Source organism: Pseudomonas monteilii NBRC 103158 = DSM 14164 (assembly GCF_000730605.1).
Lineage (GTDB): Bacteria > Pseudomonadota > Gammaproteobacteria > Pseudomonadales > Pseudomonadaceae > Aquipseudomonas > Aquipseudomonas monteilii.
On record NZ_BBIS01000017.1, the window covers coordinates 217,588 to 235,574 of the forward strand.

Consider the following 17,987-nt stretch of genomic DNA (forward strand, 5'->3'; position numbering starts at 1 on the left):
ATCACCGATCGCGCATTGCGGCAGGAACGGACGTGAGCCGGTGCAGGTAGGCGTCGTCCGCCTCGGCGGCCTTGCTGGCGCATTCCTGCGCCTGCCTGCCCAAGGTGTGCAGCAGGCTGATCTGCATGTTCAACGTGATGCGCTGCAGCTCGATCGCGTGCAGGTCGGCCAGCAGGTTGACGGGTGTGCTGCTGCTGGCGATCAGCTCCCGCCACAGCGCCACGCCCATGGCCGACCTGTCGTGCCTGCGCCAGCGCAAGAAGACGGTTCCTGCGCCAGTGGTCTGTTGGGCCAGTTCGATGGGCAGAAGGTGGAAGGGGTGCCCGCATGCTTGCTCCAGCACCTGTCGCTGTGCCAGGGCAATCAACTCGTCGCGCATGGCGAAGCACTGGCTGGCCCAGGCCTCGAAGTCCCCTTTACCCTTAAAAGGCTTTAAAAGGCCTTTTAGAGAGGCCGCGTGTTCCAGCCGCATGAAGGCACCCTGTTGCAGGCCCCGGAAGTAGCGGGTCGGTTGGTTCAGATCGTTCATGCGGGCTCGTCCTCGCCGGCTGACGCTTCGGGCGGCTCTGCGGTGGCGGCTTCGTCGCTGGGCGGAGGCGCTGTGGCAGGACCGTCGCCGCGCTGTTGCAGGCCACGGCGCACGACGGGTGGCGCAAACTTCGAGCGGCGTGTCCCCTCCAGCACCTCCTGCGGCAGTTCGCCGTACTTCTCCAGCGCGACTCGCGCAGCGGCGTTCTTCGCCGCGAAATCGTCGCGGGTGCAGCCCGAGTAGCGATACTGCTGGGCCAGCGAGAACAGGCTGCGCAGCGCGTGCGCGCCCTCGTTGAGCCAGCGTTCCAAGGTGCTGCGGTCGATGAGCGCGGTGTGGTGGGCGAGGATCAGCTTGCGGGCGATGTCGTCGTAGTCGGCCAGGAGATAGACCGCGGCAAAGCCGAGCTGCGCGTTGACGAAGAGCGGGAGCTTGACCGGCTGCACGTTGAGGTTTTCGCCCAGGCTGAGCGCCGGTGGCACGCTCGCCAGCGCCTGGTCCACCTGCTCGCGCAGCGATTGCAGCGTGACCTTGGTTTGGTCGAGCTTGTCCTCGATGCGCAGCATCCACCAGTCCGAGTACGGGTCGTCCTGCTCCGAGCCCCGCCGCATCTTGTTCATCTGGGCGATGTAGCCGTTCAGGCCGACGATGCCCGGTCGCCCCTCGGCGGCGGCGCGGCCGTGCCAGATGCGGGAAGCGTGATGGGTGTGCAGGGTCAGCGACATCGCGCTGCGCAGGGAGCCGAGATTCAGTTGCAGAGGTTCATTGGTTGCCATGGTGTCCGCTCGTTGTTGGAAAAGGAGCGGCCAGCTTCGGCAGGAAGCGGAAGGCAGTCAGTCAAGAATCCGAATCCCGGCGGGCCCCGGTTTAGGGCGCGGCGGTTGCATGCGGCGCGAGCTATCCCCAGGGGATAGCTCCATGGAGCGTCAACGAACGCTGCACGCCGGGATCAGGGTAGGCAACACCGATGCTGCGGCAGATGGTCGATCCCAGGCCTGCGACAACTTGGCGTTGTGCCCAGCAGCGGAACTATCCCCAGGGGATAGCTCTATTGGCGGCCATGGGCATCTACTTTCACCGACTTGCATGCCGGCTCACTTGCTGGCGAGCAGATTGCGTAGCCGCTCGATGTGCTGCTTGGCGACTTCCGGCGGCACTGGCTTACCCTGCGGCTGAGGTGGCGGTGCTGCTGGTGGCCGCTCGTTTGGCGGGACGGGTGCCGATGGCGCGTCTTTCTTGGCCCAGGCATTGAACTCGCCATGGATGGCGCGCTGGATGATGCCGAACAGATACCCCGCAGGATTGCGGATGCCATGACTGCTGCATCGTGCGGCCCAGTCGTCCAGCACGGCCTGTCTCAGCGCGGCATCGACCTGCTGCAATGCCACCCTGGCACCTGTCTGCTGCTCTGCCTTCAGTTCCGTGAAGCGCTTGGGCCATTGCAGATCGCCCAGCGCGCGCGCCTGCGCGGTAGTACGTACTTCATTAATACGACTACTACGTACTGTACGGGCCTGCTTCGGATTCCGAAGAGAGGCGTCTGGCGCGGGTTTCGCCCCTGCTTCGGATTCCGAAGACGGGTCGTCCGCATTCCGAAGAAGGCTCGATGCTCCTTCTTCGGAATCGTGGGCGGCATCCTCCTGTGGATAACTTTCGGCGGCCGTGATGCCTTGGCTGGCGAGGCGTTCGGCCAGGACCTGTAGCCGCGACGGCAGTGTGCGTCCGGAGAGCATCGGATCTTCCGCGATCTCCTTGAGGGTGTTCAGACCGACCATCTGGACAGCCTTGGCCGAATGGCCGAGGGACTGGCTGACCAGTGCCAGGTAGTCGGCGTCGAGCTGCATGGCCTCGAAGGGCGTCAGTGGTTCATCGTGCAGAACGTAGAGGTTGCCGAGGATGCGGCCGGTCTTGGGGTCACGCCGTCGCCGTACCAGGCTCAACCATCGGGTGAGGCGCAACAGCGTCAACGCTCGGGCCACGGTTTCATGCGAGGCCTGCCCGGCGCAGGGCATCGACGCCAGCCAGGGTCGAAGCTGCTCATACGTCGGGAAGGCTGTCATGCCGTCGTCGTTGAGCATCAGCCGGAACACCTGCCAGGCGTTGCGCTCCAGCGGCGTCAGGCGACGGTCGAGGAACAGCCGCCGCGGCACGGTCTCGTGCCGGTTGCCGCTGAAGAGGAAGGCATCGCCTGACGTGGCGGGCGTCGGCGTAGGCACGGGTGCTGGCGCACTGGGGCTGGGCTTGGGCGCGAGGTCTTTCAGGGCAGCATCGAACAGATCCGCGAGTGCGACGGGGCCACGGCGTGGTGCGGTGTCGTCCACGGCCATGGCTCAACCCAATCCCTGATCGACCCAGCTCTTGATCGAGGCCCAGACCACCGACAGAGGCAGCGACATGCCTTCGGCCAAGTCCATGGTAGCGTCGAGGATGGAGGTTTCGTCTTCGAGATCGACATTCCTGCTGCCGGTCACGGCCTTCCATTGCCGCCACAGCTCCGTGTCCTGTTTCTCGTCCAGCACGGGGTGGCGGCCCTTGCGCTTCGGCAGGCCGAGGATTTCGCGGCGAAGCGCCACCTCCTGGTGGGTCAGGCCATAGAACCGACTGACCATCTCGGTGCTCGCGCCCAGCCTGAGCATGCGATCGACCGTGGCGATTTCCTTCTCCACGTCCTGCGCCTGCTTGAGCAGTCGCCGGAGCACTTCGCGGTTGACCGTCACCGAGCACCAGGAGACGTTAGCGTTGGCGAGCACGCTGATCAGCGCGGGATGCTTGAGGGCGTCCAGTTCTTCCTCGCCAAACCCCATCAGTTTGCACCGGCGCAGTTGCCCATTGCGCAGGTCATAGAGGGCCTGGGCGATGACGGCCTGGTTGAGTGGGTGTGGTGCGGACATGCTGGCCTCCCTCGCTCACATTCCAACGCCTTCAGCGCCGGCTTCAAGGTCGAGCAGGCGCCGGGCCAGCCGCAGCAGCCGGAACAGCTTGACCAGCGAGGTATCGCTCAATCGCTGGGCCGCATCACCCTGGCCGTGCAGCAGCGCCGGCAGTTCGATGACGATTTGCCCGTCGTGCAGGCCGACGTCGGCGGGCCGCTGACCGGCCAGGCACGCTAACAGCGCGAGGACGGCACGGCCCAGCGGTGCCGAGCTTTGGGTGCGGGCCCGGCAGACGAAACCGATACCCTCTGCACGGTCATCAATGCACTCGTCCAGGTCTGCCTCGCCCGCGATTTCGCGGGCGAACTGTGCGATGTGGATGCGCAGGCGCTCGGCTGTGTCCACGCCGGGATCGATGTACCAGACATCGGAGATCGGATAGAGCCCGCCAGCCTGCACAGGGATGGACTGCAAGACACTCGCCGAGAAGTCGAGCGGCAGCGCATCACCCAACTGGTCGGCGACCATGCGCTGAATGGACTGGAGCCGTTCGGTCGTCGGTGCCGGCGAGACGATGTGCTCCCGAAGCAGATCGCCACCCACCGCAGGGTTGGCCGGACTTGCCTGGCTGGCATCCGTGTCGCTCTCGCGCGTCGAAGGCGTTGCCGCAGGTCGGCCTGCAGGCGGCGCTGCGGATGCAGCCCCTGCGATGGGTGGCGCAGTGTTGGCAGGTGGGCGCGCGATGGTTCCCGGCTCCGGCAACGCAGGCGGCGTCGATGGCGGCGTTGGGTCGCTGACCAAGGCGCGCTGCCGGCTCTCGGATTCGGTCATGTCCAGGGCGAGCACGTCGTAATCGACACCCAGCATCTCGGCCATCTGGCCGATCAGCTCGTCCTGTACACGCTGCGCGGAGAACTCGTCGGCCTGGACGTCGAATTGCGACAGCACTTCCTGGAAAAATTCGTCGAAGTCCTGAACCAGTGGGCGACCCTTGGCGTAGCGCTCCCACGCGAGCATGCAGGCTTTGCGCATGACCGACAGGCGTTCGACCTGATGGCGACCGAGACCGCCATAGAGCACGGTGGGGATCGCGGGCAGGAGATACTGCACCGCGTCGTTCATGCGGCTGATGTGCGACTGTTGTACCGGGAAGCCATCGGCGGCGAGGCGGCGGGCCAGCTCGGACTGGCTCAAGGTGGTGCCGCTTTCTTGCTCGTAGAACTCGCGCGCCTTCTCGACGCCGAGGGCGCGCTCGATGAACGTGAGGCCCCCGCGCAATTCGTTCTCGGCCAAGTGGCCGGTCAACATGACGACTTCGCCGCGGCTGGGCCACGGCCGGAACAGGCACGATACACGGAAAAACCGCTCGTCCTTGGTCTCTGACCATAGTTCGCGCAGGATCGCCAGCCGAGTATTTCCACCGTTGCGGATGATGTAGTGGGACTCACCTGGTCGGCGAGTGATGGCCGGCGCTGCGTCCAGACCGCGCTCGCGGATGGACGCCTTGATTTCCTCGTAGGCCGGGTTGCGTTTTTTCCTGGGATCGTGGTCGTAGGGGCGCAACTGATCTAGGGTCACGACCATGGGGGTGTCGGCGATCGGGTCGCTCAAGGTCGAGGCTGACGGGCCGCTGCGCTCGAACCCGGCCGCGAGCAGCTTGCCAGCCATCTGCTGGGAGGTGATCTCAGCCATGGCCGCCTCCCTGCGCTTGGTATCGGGCCTCGCGCTCGGCGCGGCGGATTTGCGCACGGGCATTCAGGGTCGCCCGGTGGTCGCTTGCCGTCGAGCTGGTGTAGATCGCGGCGCAGCCAGGCTTGGTGAACTTGAGGTGGCCGCCAGGCGTGCGTTTGACGTGCCAACCTTCGCCAACCGCGAACTCGATCAGGGCGCGAAGCCGCTTGTGGCCTCGGGCTAGCTCATGTGCGTTCGCCATGGGACCTCCCGGCATCAAGAGGGTGTGGCGGACGGCCGGACACCATGGCAAATCGGTGCCGCCATTGCGGAAATAGTTCGTCTGCGAGGCCGCGCATGGTGTCGAGCGCGGCGAGGGCGACTCTGCCCGGCGGCTGGCGGTATTCGACCCGATGCACTGGCAATCCGCGCGTAGCTGCACGCGGATACGCCTCGATGGCCGGCACGTCGGTGGCCAGCACGCGGATGCCGGCGTGGTCCTGGAAAAGATCGCGCAGGGCCTGCTGGATCAGCCGTGCATTGGCTGACACAGGGTGGACGCGATTGATGAGCAGATGCAGAGGTGGAGGCTCGATGCCCAGGTGCCGGTAGGGCGCAATGTCTTCGAGCAACTGCATGGTGCCGCGCCGCAGCTCGCGCGCCGCGAGAATTTCCGGGGTCACGGGCGACAGCGCGAGGTTGGAGGCGAGCACCGCCATCTCCAGCAGCACCGAGCGCGCACCTTGGGTGTCGATCAGCACCAGGTCATAGAGAGGCGCCAGGACCGGCAAGAGATGGCGCAACCGTAGGCGCCCATCCGGCGTGTGCAGCAGCAAAGTGTTCAGCTCGCCTCGGTGGTCGTTGGAGAGCACCAAGTCCAGGCCCTCGATGTTCGTGCGGGACACAAGCAGCCCGAGGTCGCGCTCGTTGAAGGCCAGCAACTCGTAGATGCCACCAGGTGCGCGGTGGCCTAGCTCGTAGTACGAGGACAAGGTGGGCTGCACGTCGAGGTCGAGCAGCAGTACACGCAGCCCCGCGTCCGCGGCAAGCCCGCCGAGGTTCGCGGCCGTGGTGGTCTTGCCGACGCCACCTTTGGTTGAAATGATGGATACGACCTGCATGGCGTTCTCCGTGTGAGGATGGGAAGTCCGCTGGAGAACGGGTCAGGCCCGGTTGTTGACGCGCTCGGCGATCCACTGATCGATCTCGATGGAGTCCCAACCGACCGCGCGCACGCCCAGGCGCAGCGCCTTCGGGAACAGGCCTTTGCGCATCAGGTTGTAGATGTGGGCGCGTTTGAAACCCGACTTGGTTTCGACTTCATCAAGCCGCAGGATGCGGCGCTCGCTTGCGGGCAGTGCAGGTGTTTGCGACATGGCGGTCACTCCTGAACGCTCAGTGGCGTTTGTTGGCGTGACCTCCATTCAATAGACATGGATGGGAAAAGACATTGCAAATGCAATCTCCGCGATTGCACATACAAGATGGAAAACCTCAGACTGTTGCGCTACGCAGCCGGCGTCTGGCCGTGGCGAACTTGCCGTTTAGCGTCCGCTCCGCGATCCCCATTGCGCCGCTGTGATGGGCGACCAACGCGCTGACCACCGCCTCCTGCGTCTTGAAGCTGGAGTACGGAACGCCGGAAGGCGACTGGCCGAGCATCAGGTCCAGCATGCTGCCGATGATGTTCAGGTAGGTGGCTTCGGCGCGATCACTGATCAGGCACTGTGCGCCAGCAGAGGGCGCCATCTGCTTGAGAAGCGCTCCGTGCTTTTCCTGCAGCTCATGCAGTTGGCGTTTGTACTGGTCCAAGGTGGACTTCAGGGCCAGGCGCTCGACTAGCATCGCCTGCCCAGTTTCCACCGAGATGAAGGGATGGGCGATGCGCTCGCTCCGGGAGAAAAGGAAGCACGGTCGTTGCTCGGGATAGTGCTGGCGCATCCAGCGCTTCAGATCGACGTGGCGCACCGTCAGATCAGGGGAGTCGATCAGCGCGGAATCGCGCGTCGTGATGCCGTTCCGTCCGAAGGGCAGTTCTCCATTGAGGATGCCGTCGAAGATGCGTTCGGTGCAAAGCCGCAGCTCGTCACAACGTGGACAGTCCAACGACTGCGGCAGGCGCCTTGGCGACGAAATCGAAGCCAGGATCACCTGCTCGTATCGCAGCAGCCCGGCCCAGCGGATGGACGCTTCGATCGGGCGATAGAACACCTTTGATGTTGGTGCATCATTCTTGTTCTCGTGCATGCTCCGTCTCCTTCCAGGAGAAGAACTACATGACCGACTCCTTTGTCGCCGACCTCATGGTCGGCCTGTCGCTTGTGTAGGAAGTGGGTCCCGAAGGCCGCTTCGTCATGTGGTTTGAATACTTCTCACCAGTTCGCGCAACTGGTAGTCGTCGTGTGTTCGATGTGCAAAAATCATCGATCAGAAGGTCGAGCATCGGGACGTAGGCTCGACAGCGACGCTCACGCTATCAGGGTCGTGAGAAGTTACGGTTTCTGCAAAACCGTCTAGGTATGACCTGATATGCCAGCGGTCTCAGGAAGCGTGAGGGGGCCGCAATCGTCCTCGAATGTCCAGTCGGACGCAGCAAACCGGCGCCTGTCATGCTTGCCCCGTCATCCTGATATATCGACAAAGAATCGTGTGCGGAAACGCGGTGGCCAGCATGCGCGTTCTTTCAAAGGAGCTTGACCAGAAGGTCGCCTGTGAGTTGTGGTGCAGGCGTTCCTAGGTGGCATCCGAGCTGTGCCATCACCAGAACCATCTGCCTGATCGTCTTCGCGGTGATGGATGCGGGGCAGACGACCGGGCGTGGATGATGAGTTCGAGGGAGTTGCCTACGACGATGTACCGATCGTGGGTCTGGTGTGCTGAGTGCAGCTCTTTGGACGTCTGTGGAACTCTTTGGACGAATTTGTTGCCGAGGACGAAAAACAAGGCTACAATTGAGGTCTTCGCTGGCCAGCCCAACGAAGAAAGTGATTGGGAAACAACGACTTACTGTCCTAGTACACGTCTCGTTTCCCGCTCCAAACATGTAACGCAAAAAGGAACCTTCGGGTTCCTTTTTGCGTTTTTGTCGTTGTGCGGCCAAAAAAACAGGCCCGGGGCAGGTCCCCGGGCCGTCAGCTCAACGGTACTCGATGGTGAAGTTCAGCGCCCCCTTCGCTTCCCCTGCGGTGACCACCGGTGCGGTCTGGTAATAACGTGCACGCAGGTCAAAGCGCATGGTGCCTGGGGTGACAGCAGCCATGTCGAGGAACTCTTCCAGTTTCAAGGGGGTGTTGTCACTGCGCAGCACCTGGATGCCGACACCGCTGGCAGATGAGTCTGTAGTCAGGCTGAAAAGGCCGAGGTCACGATCGATCGGTACCGATCCGTCCACACCGTCCAGGCGCATGAACGCACGGGCAACGCTGCCTGCCGGGTCGTCCTCGCAGTCGCTGAGGGTGATGAAGAAATCGACCGGGTTGGTGGTGGTGTGCTCTCCGGTGAACACGGCGATGTCATGCTTGCCCAGTTGCACCGGGTCGGCACTGACCGCGTCGGCCTTGAGCGTACACTGGGCTTGCATGACCTGACCATTGATGGTCAGCCGAAGTGCGTCGCCCACATCACTGATGGTTGCCCTGGCGACTTCCTGGCTGAATGATTGCGGCCCCGGCGTAATGGTGCCGGTCTTGATCAGCGCGATGTACTTGAGGCGCTGGATGTTCGAGGTCAGGTTATTGGGGGTCATCCTCTCCTTATGTTCGGCCAGGAAGGGAAGGGCGCCGATTCCGTCGACCGCTTTGAAGTGGTTGTTCGCCGTGCCGTTCAGAAAACTGCCAAACTCCACATACAGGCCCACACCGGGGATGCTGGTCTGCAGCACCTTGCCGTCCACATTATGGCCGTCGACTGGCGGGAATGTGCCAGGGGCCAGGGGCAATGGCGTGGTGACGTTGGCGGTCAACGTCCTGAGGCCGTCGTTGTCGCAGATCAGTCGGGCACCATCTGTCCCTGTCATGATCTGTGCGCCCCATGAGGCGATCTTGCTACCGACAGGGGCATCCCTGGCCACCCATGCTGCGGCGCCGAGATTGTGGTTGAACAGCATCGGCCCGGGGGTCGATTCCCACTTGCATTCGTCTGCGGCCTGTACGGCGCCGGTCACCGATAACATGCCCAGGATGGCAGCGATGCTCAGGTTCGTGGAAAGTTTGCGGGGCATTCTGTGTTTCCTGTCATGGCGTTGTGCAGCGTAGGGTCTGCATGCGGTAACCCTGATCTTCCTGCATGGTCGAAGGGTCGATCGGCAGTTGGCATTGTTGCTGAGCCTGCTCACCCCAAGTGGCCAGCAGTGTCTGCGGATGTGCGTCGGTCGCCACCAGCGCCTGGCCGGCCTGGCCGACGATCGCCAGGTGTTCGCCTTGCGGGGTGCTGACCCGGGTGCCGAAAGGCAAAGGGCTGCCGTCGGGGTGTTGCAGGGTCAGGATCAGGCGGCTGACATGGCGCGCCTTGTACTCGGCCAAGACCACCGCGCCCCGACGGGGCACCACTTGGGTGGTGCCGTTTTCTATCTCCACGTCCGGTCCCAATTCGTCGGTCTGCAGCGCAATCTGGTTTATCCGGTAGGGGCGCATGTGCGGGGCTAGCAGGTAACCACTGTCACTGGTTTTTGCGCCAGGCGCGTTGTCCACACCCACCCCGGCAATATCGGGTACGTGAACCAGCGCATTGGTGTCGCCGAGGTAAGAGCCGAGCACGATACCGCCTGCGTGGGCAAGCACAGCCCCGCTGGCGTTGACCGATACGTTGCGGTAGTCGCTGCCCTCGGTATAGCCGGCACCAAGGTTGACCTTCGATGTCTGGTAGCCTGCCGAAATGGCCGCCGAGGTGCGCTGTTGTTCATCGTTGGCCAGCGATGCCTGGTAGCTCAACCGGTTGTCCTGCGAACCGCCATTGAGGCTGGCACGTTCACTGAAATGGCCGTTGCTTTCCTGTACGTCGAAGCTGGCAGTGCTGGATGCGCCCAGGTCCAGCGGAACAGTGACGCCCAGGCCGATGATCCGGTCGTTGCGCCCGTCGTTGTCCAGCGACTGCGACGCATACAGGTTGATGCTGACGCGGCGATATTGCGTATTGAACTGAAACTGGTACTGGCGCCGCTGCAGGCTGGTGTTCCAGTAATCATCCTGGGAAAAGGTCAGGCTCAGCGAGCTGCTGCCGAAGTTTTGGTAGATCGAACTTTCCAGGCGGCTGCGGCGGTTGCCCAGGTAGCTGCTCGAAGCATTGCGCTGCTGCACGGCCTCCTCGAACTCGCGATAGCCTTCGGTGGAGTAGCGGTAGCCGGCAAAGCGCAGGCTGGTGCCGGTCTGGAACGACTTGCCGTAACGCACGGAGTAACTTTGCCCTTGCACCTGGCCTTGGTCGCCCAGGTCTGTACGTGCCTGGGTAACATCGAGCGACACTGCGCCGAGGTCGGCGAAATCCCTGGCGGCTCCCAGGGTGGCGGCATTGTAGTATTCGCTGCCCAGCAAGCCACCGTACAGGGTGGTGCTCCAGGCGCCGCCGCGTGCCAGGGTGGCTTGCCATAGGGCTGGGTCGTCCAGGTCATCGGCGCCGTCGTAGCGGCCAGCGGCGATGTTGTAGCGCCAGACGCCTTCACGCAGCAGGTTGCTCAGCGTGGAGTATGGCTGGATGAAGCGGCGCACCTGGCCATCGGCTTCGGTCAGGACCACCTCCAGGTCGCCGCTGCTGCCGCCGACGCCCAGGTCATTGATCTCATAAGGGCCGGGCGCCACGTAGGTGGAGTAGATCGGGTAGCCGTTCTGCAGCACCTCCAGCTTGGCCCGCGTTTGCGCTACCCCACGGATTACCGGGGCGTAGCTCTGCATCACATCGGGCAGCATGTCCATATCGGTGGCCAGTTGCACGCCCTTGAACGGCACACTGCGAAACACATCGCCGTTGGTGAAGGTTTCGCCCACGGTTGCCGTGCCCCATTTACCCGGCAGGTCATGCTGGGCGTAGGTGTTGGTGTGGGTCCAGCTGCGTTCCTGCTGGCCGTCGTCGCGCCAGCTCTGGCTGCTGCGCAGGCGCCAGCCGGCAATGTTCAGCCCGCTGTTCAGGTACAGGTCCTGGCTGCTGCGCGTAGGTCCGGCATTGCCGCTGTAGTGTTGCGCCGAGGCCTGGTAGTTGACGAAGGCGGCGGTGATGCCGGCGTCCCAGCGCTCGGGTGCGACACTGCCGGCAACGTCACGGCGCAGGGCGATTTGAGGAATGGACAGCGCTAGTTGCAGCTTGCCGGGGTCCAGTTCGAATGCAGCGTCGGGTACCAGGCCCGGCAAGTTCGCGCATTGCTCGTCGCTGGGCAGTGGCGCCTCCAGTGCTTCTTCGCGCAGGCCGAGTTCGCGTAGCAGTGAAGGTGTCAGGCAGGGTTCCAGCCCCTTGCCGTCGTCACGCTCGCGAAAATCGATGGCATGGCGGCCAGCGGATGCCAGGTTGACCAGCACGTCGACCTGATAGCGGCCGGGGGCCAAAGTGGCTTGCGCGGCCAGCGAGCGCAGCGCCGAGGCACTGGCGTCGGTCGACTGCCCGGGCGCAATGTGCATGAAATTCGGGTTGAATTGCAGTGGTTGCTCATCGGCGAGTGCGGCGGGTATGGCAATGAACAACAATATGCTGCAATGGGTCGCTCGCCACTCAAGGGATGAGTGGATACTCGCTAATAACTGCTGGCGCAGGTAGAAAAATCGCATGGATGGGCACCTTTTTCGCGCCGCTTGTAAACAAGAGTGAGGGCAGTGGTCCATCTCTGGAAGTAACGCTCCGCCAGCGGCAAATTTGACGCGACGATACGGGAGGCACAGGAATCTAGATGTAGGAAAAGTCGTATTTAAGCATGGGAAAGCCTACAAAGATGCCTTGTGAAATCGTGACGGAGGCGGTCCGTTAGGGCCGCCTTCGGTTTGCACCCTGTTAGAGTCCAGGTGGTCGGAAGTCCGGTGGGAATACATTTTCGGTGTAACTGACCTTACCGTTCACAATGCGACGCCCCCACCCTTCTATCCCGGCTGCGGGCGTAAAATCAGTCGTAGTAGGTGAAGCGGGCGTGAAGATTGTCGTTGTTGGGCCTTCGGTGGTAACGATATTAGCCTCGAAGATTGTAGGTGCGGCGTTTTTGTCGGCTTTGTATATAGGGTTGCGTACGATTTCTCCTTCGTTTCTCAATGGAATTGAATCCAGGCTATCAAGTTCAGAGAACTTTGCTTTTCCGTTGCCGGTTGTAAACTTGCGGACGTAGTTATTGAATCGACGGCTCGGTAAATTAGAAGCGGGGCCGAAGATGGAGCGAGTCTGAGTTAAATTACCACCGTTTGAAATAGCACCAATCACATCATCCGTTTGCGTCCCCACACTACGTGTCACCACATTACTGGTCGTTTTAGCCGCCATAAAGCGGCTGGCCACAATAACTGTCAGGGTACTCACGGCACTGGCAATGCCCAGCCAGAACGCCCAGTTGTTGGCCGTCTCATCGTTGTTCGCCACAGCAACTGCCGATGCAGCCGTGGAAGCAACGTCAAGGGCAAGGCTGCCGACGCCGAGGGCAAATGCGAAGGTAAAGCCTACCGGCGGCAACATGATCAAACTGACCACTGCGAACACCACACCGAGGGCGACCCCCAGCCAGGATCGCCAGTCTTTCTTCGGCTTGGGTGCCGGCGTAGGTGGAATGTAAGGCAGCTCGACACTGTACCGTTCGCCCTTGTGGCCGCTTGGGTCGCGCCAGTTCGATGGGTTGCCGCCGCAGTAGCTGTAGGGGTTGATGCCTGCATCTTCCGGGCTCAGTTCATCGGGGCTGTGGAAGCGCATAAGCACCGGGTTGTAGGCCCGATAGCCGCGCCCCAGCAGATACCAGCCGAGCGCGCGCTCACGGGCTTCGCCATTGAAGCCGAGCATACCCTGCAGGTTGCTGTCGGCCAGGGTTTCGCCGTATGCGTTGTAGCGGGCTTGCGTCAGCGTACTGCCATCACTTTCGCCGATCACGCTGCCGGTATGGTCGCTCAGCAGCAGCCGTGTGTCGCTGCCGGCACCGGCTTGCTGCAGCCCCACCGGCCTGTCTGCGGCGTACAGGTACTGTGTCAGCAAACCGTTTTCCAGCGTGCTGCTCAGGCGGTAGTCCTGGTACCGGCGCTGCACTTCGCCGGCACTGCCCTGCGTAGCGCCGATCAGGTCGCCGTGGCCGTCGTAGCGGTAACTGTGCAACAGCTGCGCACCATCGCTACTGCGTACCTCCTGCAGGCGCCCGGCAAGGTCATAGACCAGGCGGTTGCCTTGCTCGTCGTTCAGCAGGTTACCGTCATCGTCATGGCTGAAGGCCTGTTTGGCGGGGTAATCCGGCTGCAGGGTGTGCGTGGCCTCGCGCAGCAGGAAGCCGTCGTAGCGGTAGGTGGCCTTGTCCATGCTGCCGTCGGCGAAGTCGGTGTAGCACTCGCTCAGGTTGTTCCGCGCGTCATAGATGAAGAACTGGCTGACGAACTGCCGGCCGTGGGCATTGCCTGGCAGCTCCGTACCCTCGAAGCGGTGATGCTCGAGGCGGTCCAGCACGTCGTAGTCGAAACTTTCATGCAGCACTACGCTGCCGTCGCGGCTCAGGGTACGGCTATACAGTTGGTCGTCCGAGCGCCACGCCAGAACCAGCGCGTGGGTGAGCGCGGAGCCATCGGCACGCGTCAGTGTCTGGGTGCGCGACGTCTCCCTGCCCAGATCATCGTAGTACTGCTCACACAGCACTCGCTGCCCGTTTGCAGTGTCTTCGGTTTCGGTCGTGTGCAGCCGGCCCGCGGTGTCATAGCCGAAGGTGGCCAGCAGGTTACCCTGGCGTGTTGTTTCCAGCCTGCCAAGCGCGTCATAGGTATGCGCAATGCTGTCCCCGTCGCTGGTGGTGGTGAGCAGTGGCCGGCCTTGCAGGGAGTGGCTGTAGCTGCATGTATGCTGTTCGCCTGTGATTGCGTCGGCCCAAAGCGCTTGCTTCAGGTGGCCTTGGTCGGTGTAGTGGTAGCTGCGCTTGCCTTGGGCGTTGGTGGCATCATTGATGGCCGCAGTCAGCGGGTGGTAGTCGAAGCTGGCTTCGTGGGGGGCATCGATGCTGGCTGGCGTGGCGATGCTGATGCTCTTGGGCTGTGCTGACAGGCTAGGCTGGTAGGTGTAGGTGAAGGTGCGCTTGCTCGCGGTGGAGCGGGTATGGGGCAGCACGGTATTGTCTACATAGGTATAGGTTTCATGCCTGGCGCCCATGGTCAGCGCCTTCAGCCGCGATACGCCGTCGAATTCCCGCGTGCACACAACCTGCGGGGTGAGGCTGTTGCGTGAACGGACTTGCAGCCGTTCAGTCAGCTCGCCGCTGCTGTGCAGGGCAAAATCACGCAGCATGGTAGATTTGTCCGGTTGTTCGGTCTGGCTGATGCGGCCCCACACGTCGAACTGGTAGCGCGTGTTGCGTCGTGCGGTGTGGATGGCATTGCCGGGTTTCTCGATGAAGCGCGCTTGGTCGGTGCATTGGCCAAGGCCATCATAGGTGAACACCTGTCGCCCCAGCGGCTTGCCATCCGCATCTACCCTGTAAACCAGGGCTGGTGAGCCGAAGCTGTTGGTTTCGGTGATTGTTTGCTGCTGGCGCTGGCCGGGGCGATCCGGGGTTTCGACCCATTCGGTGACGGTGTCACCGCTTTTCCCGAAGGGCGTTCGCTCGCGGTGCGTGGTCACACCGTCCGCCTGGGTGGTTTTGCACAGCTCGCCCCAGGCGTCGTACGCGAAGCTGGAGGTGAGTTCGATGACCTTTTCCGCTGCATGGGCGTCGGTCTGGTAGTAATCGTAAAGCGTCAGACTCTTTAGCTGGCCCAGCCCGTCATACTCGCTTTCGCTAACCAGCTTGCTGGTCCCTGCTGTCGCCGCGGTTTCCCGCTCTTCCCTTACAGGCCGGTTACAGCCGTCCAGGGTAACGGTCGACTTCACACCGGTGCTTTCGATGACCCACTGTGTCGCCATGCCGCCAACAGCGCTGACCAAGGCGTAACCATGCGCGGTTGTGGTCGCGTCAGGGGTTCCCGGTGCAACCGTTTCTTCAAGCAGCCTGTTCAGTGCGTCGTAGGTGAAGCGTACGGCGTTACCTGTGGCGTCCTGGCGGTAAGTCTGCTGCCCGGTCAGTGCCGAAGTAGCCTCACTGGTGCTCATCTGTGTTAAACCAGGCTCCGCGTCGTACCCGAATACGCGGGTATCGCGCCAGTGCTCAAGGCCCCAATCCTTATCCAGTACCTTACGGTAATGCCAGTTGGTGCGGGTGGTTCGGCTTTCCATGGCTTTGCGCAGCGGGTCCTTGAGTGCGGCGCCATAGCGTGTGGTGGTCTGGTAGTCGGGCCGGCCATGCAGGTACGCATTCCTGGGTTCGTTCAGGTAGCCGCGCTCGGTCAGTTGCAGCAGTTGTTCGGTTTCGTCGTGCTGGCCGGCACGCATTACCTGCAGGTGCCTTTCTTCACTTACGGCCAGCCACGGCGTTGTCTTGCCGTCCAACGGCGTGTATTCCTTGTAGCTTAGGCGCGTGCGCAAAACCGGAGCATCGCCTGGTAGTCCGGATAGCGGGTACACGGTTATACACTTCAGGTTACGCTTGAAGTTTTCCGGGTCGGCCGGGCAAATGCCGTCCTCACCTGCCTCGCCCTGTTCGGAGTAGTACTCGTAACGGGTGCGGATACCGGTAGGTTGCACTTCCTCGATCAGGTTGCCTACTTCATCGTATAGGGTAGTGACTTGCTCGAGACGTTGCTTGAAGGGGTCGCTGCGTAGTGTCCAGCGCTTGGTGATGACATGGGGCAGTTGGAAGTACGGCGGTTGGAGCTCGAACGGCGTATCGTCCGCTTCGTGATAACGGGTCAGGGTTTCTTCGATGTGGCCATCTTGTTCAAGTGTCTGACGCACCATGAGGTGGTGGCGGTTGTAGGTATGGGTGCGGGTGCGCACCGCTGCATTGCCGTCCCAGAAGGTCGCGGTCACGCTGTACTGATAGTCTGCCTGGGCGCGGTACAGGTTGTCTTCGCCGTCGTCCTGCCAGGTGATGCCGCTGTTGTAACCGACGAAATTGTGGTCAAGCCAGGTCTCACTGTCAGTGTCGAAGTGCTGGTAAGTGTAGGTTGTCTTCAGGTGTGGCTTGCCGGCACCCGCCGGGTAAACCCGGTGCTCGCTGACCCGGGGCAGGGTTGTGCGGTCTGCATTGGTTGGCAGCCGATGGCCGTCAACGTCGTAGTCGATATGTTCCTCCGCGCCGAAGGGTGTCCACAGCTTTTTTACGCAGGTCAGGTTGTTGACCTGGGCGTATTCAATACGCCAATTCGCCTGGTCTTCGCTTGGCAGGATGATCTTGTCCAGCACGCGGTTGAGCATTTGCAGCGTATAGCGGGCATGGTACCCGTCTGCCCCGGCGCCGGGGTGCAGGTCGATGGTTGCGCCACCTGTGGAGTAGGTGAGTTTCAGCAACTGCTGAACCTTGTTGTCGCTGTCACGCCATTCGAGGGTTTCCAGGTGGATCGGGTTGGCGGAATAACGCAGCAAAAGCGTATGCCCGATTGCCGTGTGGACTTCGGTTGGCAAGTACATAGGGTTATTGCTGCCGCCGTGTCGGGTCAGGATTTCCACCAGCCCCGATTTGTGCACAACGCGGTAACGGTCCTGGGGGGCTGTGGGGTGCTGGGTGTCATCATGGAAGTGGAAGGTGTCGAGTTTTTTTTCCCGAATGTCCGGCTGCGCACCGTCGCCGGTGACTTTGAATGTTTCCCCGCTGTGCAGGGTCAGCATGTGTGAGCCCGGCACATATTGCGTGAGGCCCAGGCTCCAGCCTTTGCCAAATCCAGAGTCCTGGTCATTCAATGGGCTGAACGCCAACTGCAACGGCAATTGTGGCCCGATGAGGTCATTGCCTGCCAACGTCGGCAGTTTGATCGCCAGGGTGTATTGGCCTGTGCGGGGGGCCACGCCGCTCTGCAGGAAACTTTGAAAGTTAGTGGCGTTGGAATGAATGACGGAAGCGCCGGCCATATCATTTACCCCCACTGCTTACGCTGGCCGAGGTCTTCACCTCTATGCAGTTGAGTTTGCCTTGAGGAATGATGCCTTTGGAATCGACCCGTTTGAACCCAATGCTGCGTGCCTGCGTGTCGCTACCGATGTTTGTGACATAACCGGTATAGTCAGTGATATTATCCAGCCCCATTTTTTCCAGCGACGAGAGGGGGCGGGTCGTTTCCAGTTCGATCCAGTTGCCGTCTTTGCTGCAATGGAGTTGGGAGGTTTGTTTGTCGGAGAGAATAATGCGGGCTGCAGCCGGCGCATAACGAATGCGGATTGAATGGGGCTGGAACAGCTTATCCTTCTCGTCGGTTTCATTGCCTTTGCATTTACCATTCGGATCCCGGGGGTAGAACCGGACGATGGTGTCACTGCCCGTCGCAGGCACATCGAATGAGCAGCTCAGCTCTGTATTGTTGTCAACGGTTTGATAAAGCGTCAGTACGCCTTGCGGCTCTTGGGCCGCTTGTGCGGCCAGCGGGATGCTGCTGCCGATAAACAACATAAATGCGATACACCGAGCGCGATGGCCAGTGCTGGTACGTGGCATGGATTTCAAAGTTGTCATGTGTCGGCCTCTGCAATCAGTGATTACGCAGGTTGATAACTGCCTGCGGAGTAGAGGAAGCCTAAGCGCTAATTCGTCAGTTACGCACCTAGCAGATTTATCAGGTCGCACGAAGTTGCCCGGCGGCAGGCGAGCAGCGCTGACCTGTCATTTCTGCCAGTAGGCAGCGGTTGGCTATCGCAGTAGAAATATCGCCATCAATGCCCGACCAGGAGCAGGCGAATGACCCTTAGGG

General features: G+C 61.9%; 13 protein-coding genes. All 13 read right to left on the reverse strand.

Features of this window, described 5'->3' with window-relative positions; all coding sequences use genetic code 11:
- Position 1: 1 nt before the first annotated feature.
- Positions 2–529, reverse strand: coding sequence for a DUF3158 family protein (locus tag PM2_RS10795; RefSeq protein WP_028690962.1), 528 nt, complete (start codon positions 527–529; stop codon positions 2–4).
- A complete protein-coding gene (locus tag PM2_RS10800; protein WP_028690963.1) occupies positions 526–1,305 on the reverse strand; it encodes a PFL_4669 family integrating conjugative element protein in 780 nt (259 codons plus the stop codon). The genes PM2_RS10795 and PM2_RS10800 overlap by 4 nt, the downstream gene beginning before the upstream one ends.
- Before the next feature lie 318 nt (positions 1,306–1,623).
- Positions 1,624–2,856: an STY4528 family pathogenicity island replication protein gene (locus PM2_RS10805; RefSeq protein WP_028690964.1), complete on the reverse strand. Its 1,233-nt coding sequence runs from the start codon at positions 2,854–2,856 to the stop codon at positions 1,624–1,626.
- Between the two features lie 3 nt (positions 2,857–2,859).
- Positions 2,860–3,420, reverse strand: coding sequence for a DUF2857 domain-containing protein (locus PM2_RS10810; RefSeq protein WP_023093474.1), 561 nt, complete (start codon positions 3,418–3,420; stop codon positions 2,860–2,862).
- Between the two features lie 15 nt (positions 3,421–3,435).
- Positions 3,436–5,094 carry a ParB family protein gene (locus tag PM2_RS10815; RefSeq protein WP_028690965.1) on the reverse strand — a complete coding sequence of 553 codons (1,659 nt, stop codon included), beginning with the start codon at positions 5,092–5,094 and terminating at the stop codon, positions 3,436–3,438.
- Positions 5,087–5,335: a hypothetical protein gene (locus PM2_RS10820; RefSeq protein WP_019726333.1), complete on the reverse strand. Its 249-nt coding sequence runs from the start codon at positions 5,333–5,335 to the stop codon at positions 5,087–5,089. Before PM2_RS10820 ends, PM2_RS10815 begins: the two co-directional genes overlap by 8 nt.
- Positions 5,319–6,194, reverse strand: a complete 876-nt coding sequence (locus tag PM2_RS10825) for a ParA family protein (protein WP_028690966.1) — start codon at positions 6,192–6,194, stop codon at positions 5,319–5,321. The genes PM2_RS10820 and PM2_RS10825 overlap by 17 nt, the downstream gene beginning before the upstream one ends.
- Before the next feature lie 42 nt (positions 6,195–6,236).
- Positions 6,237–6,449: an AlpA family transcriptional regulator gene (locus PM2_RS10830; RefSeq protein WP_009459729.1), complete on the reverse strand. Its 213-nt coding sequence runs from the start codon at positions 6,447–6,449 to the stop codon at positions 6,237–6,239.
- A 118-nt stretch (positions 6,450–6,567) separates the two neighbouring features.
- The gene (locus tag PM2_RS10835) at positions 6,568–7,320 is read right to left on the reverse strand and encodes a hypothetical protein (protein WP_028690967.1); all 753 of its coding nucleotides are present in this window, start codon (positions 7,318–7,320) and stop codon (positions 6,568–6,570) included.
- An 889-nt stretch (positions 7,321–8,209) separates the two neighbouring features.
- The gene (locus tag PM2_RS10840) at positions 8,210–9,292 is read right to left on the reverse strand and encodes a fimbrial protein (protein ID WP_016715109.1); all 1,083 of its coding nucleotides are present in this window, start codon (positions 9,290–9,292) and stop codon (positions 8,210–8,212) included.
- Positions 9,293–9,305: 13 nt separating this feature from the next.
- Entirely contained in the window at positions 9,306–11,822 is a 2,517-nt protein-coding gene (locus tag PM2_RS10845; RefSeq protein WP_028698646.1) for a fimbria/pilus outer membrane usher protein, read from the reverse strand.
- 220 nt (positions 11,823–12,042) lie between these two features.
- Positions 12,043–17,091, reverse strand: coding sequence for an RHS repeat-associated core domain-containing protein (locus tag PM2_RS10850; protein WP_161775513.1), 5,049 nt, complete (start codon positions 17,089–17,091; stop codon positions 12,043–12,045).
- Positions 17,092–17,155: 64 nt separating this feature from the next.
- Positions 17,156–17,752 (reverse strand): hypothetical protein, encoded by a 597-nt coding sequence (locus PM2_RS10855; protein ID WP_141745087.1) that lies wholly within the window; start codon positions 17,750–17,752, stop codon positions 17,156–17,158.
- Positions 17,753–17,987: the final 235 nt, after the last annotated feature.

Excerpts from the sequence above, each read along its gene's own strand:
- PM2_RS10795 (WP_028690962.1), bottom strand. The coding sequence starts at position 529 with ATGAACGATCTGAACCAACCGACCCGCTACTTCCGGGGCCTGCAACAG.
- PM2_RS10800 (WP_028690963.1), bottom strand. The coding sequence starts at position 1,305 with ATGGCAACCAATGAACCTCTGCAACTGAATCTCGGCTCCCTGCGCAGC.
- PM2_RS10805 (WP_028690964.1), bottom strand. The coding sequence starts at position 2,856 with ATGGCCGTGGACGACACCGCACCACGCCGTGGCCCCGTCGCACTCGCG.
- PM2_RS10810 (WP_023093474.1), bottom strand. The coding sequence starts at position 3,420 with ATGTCCGCACCACACCCACTCAACCAGGCCGTCATCGCCCAGGCCCTC.
- PM2_RS10815 (WP_028690965.1), bottom strand. The coding sequence starts at position 5,094 with ATGGCTGAGATCACCTCCCAGCAGATGGCTGGCAAGCTGCTCGCGGCC.
- PM2_RS10820 (WP_019726333.1), bottom strand. The coding sequence starts at position 5,335 with ATGGCGAACGCACATGAGCTAGCCCGAGGCCACAAGCGGCTTCGCGCC.
- PM2_RS10825 (WP_028690966.1), bottom strand. The coding sequence starts at position 6,194 with ATGCAGGTCGTATCCATCATTTCAACCAAAGGTGGCGTCGGCAAGACC.
- PM2_RS10830 (WP_009459729.1), bottom strand. The coding sequence starts at position 6,449 with ATGTCGCAAACACCTGCACTGCCCGCAAGCGAGCGCCGCATCCTGCGG.
- PM2_RS10835 (WP_028690967.1), bottom strand. The coding sequence starts at position 7,320 with ATGCACGAGAACAAGAATGATGCACCAACATCAAAGGTGTTCTATCGC.
- PM2_RS10840 (WP_016715109.1), bottom strand. The coding sequence starts at position 9,292 with ATGCCCCGCAAACTTTCCACGAACCTGAGCATCGCTGCCATCCTGGGC.
- PM2_RS10845 (WP_028698646.1), bottom strand. The coding sequence starts at position 11,822 with ATGCGATTTTTCTACCTGCGCCAGCAGTTATTAGCGAGTATCCACTCA.
- PM2_RS10855 (WP_141745087.1), bottom strand. The coding sequence starts at position 17,752 with ATGACAACTTTGAAATCCATGCCACGTACCAGCACTGGCCATCGCGCT.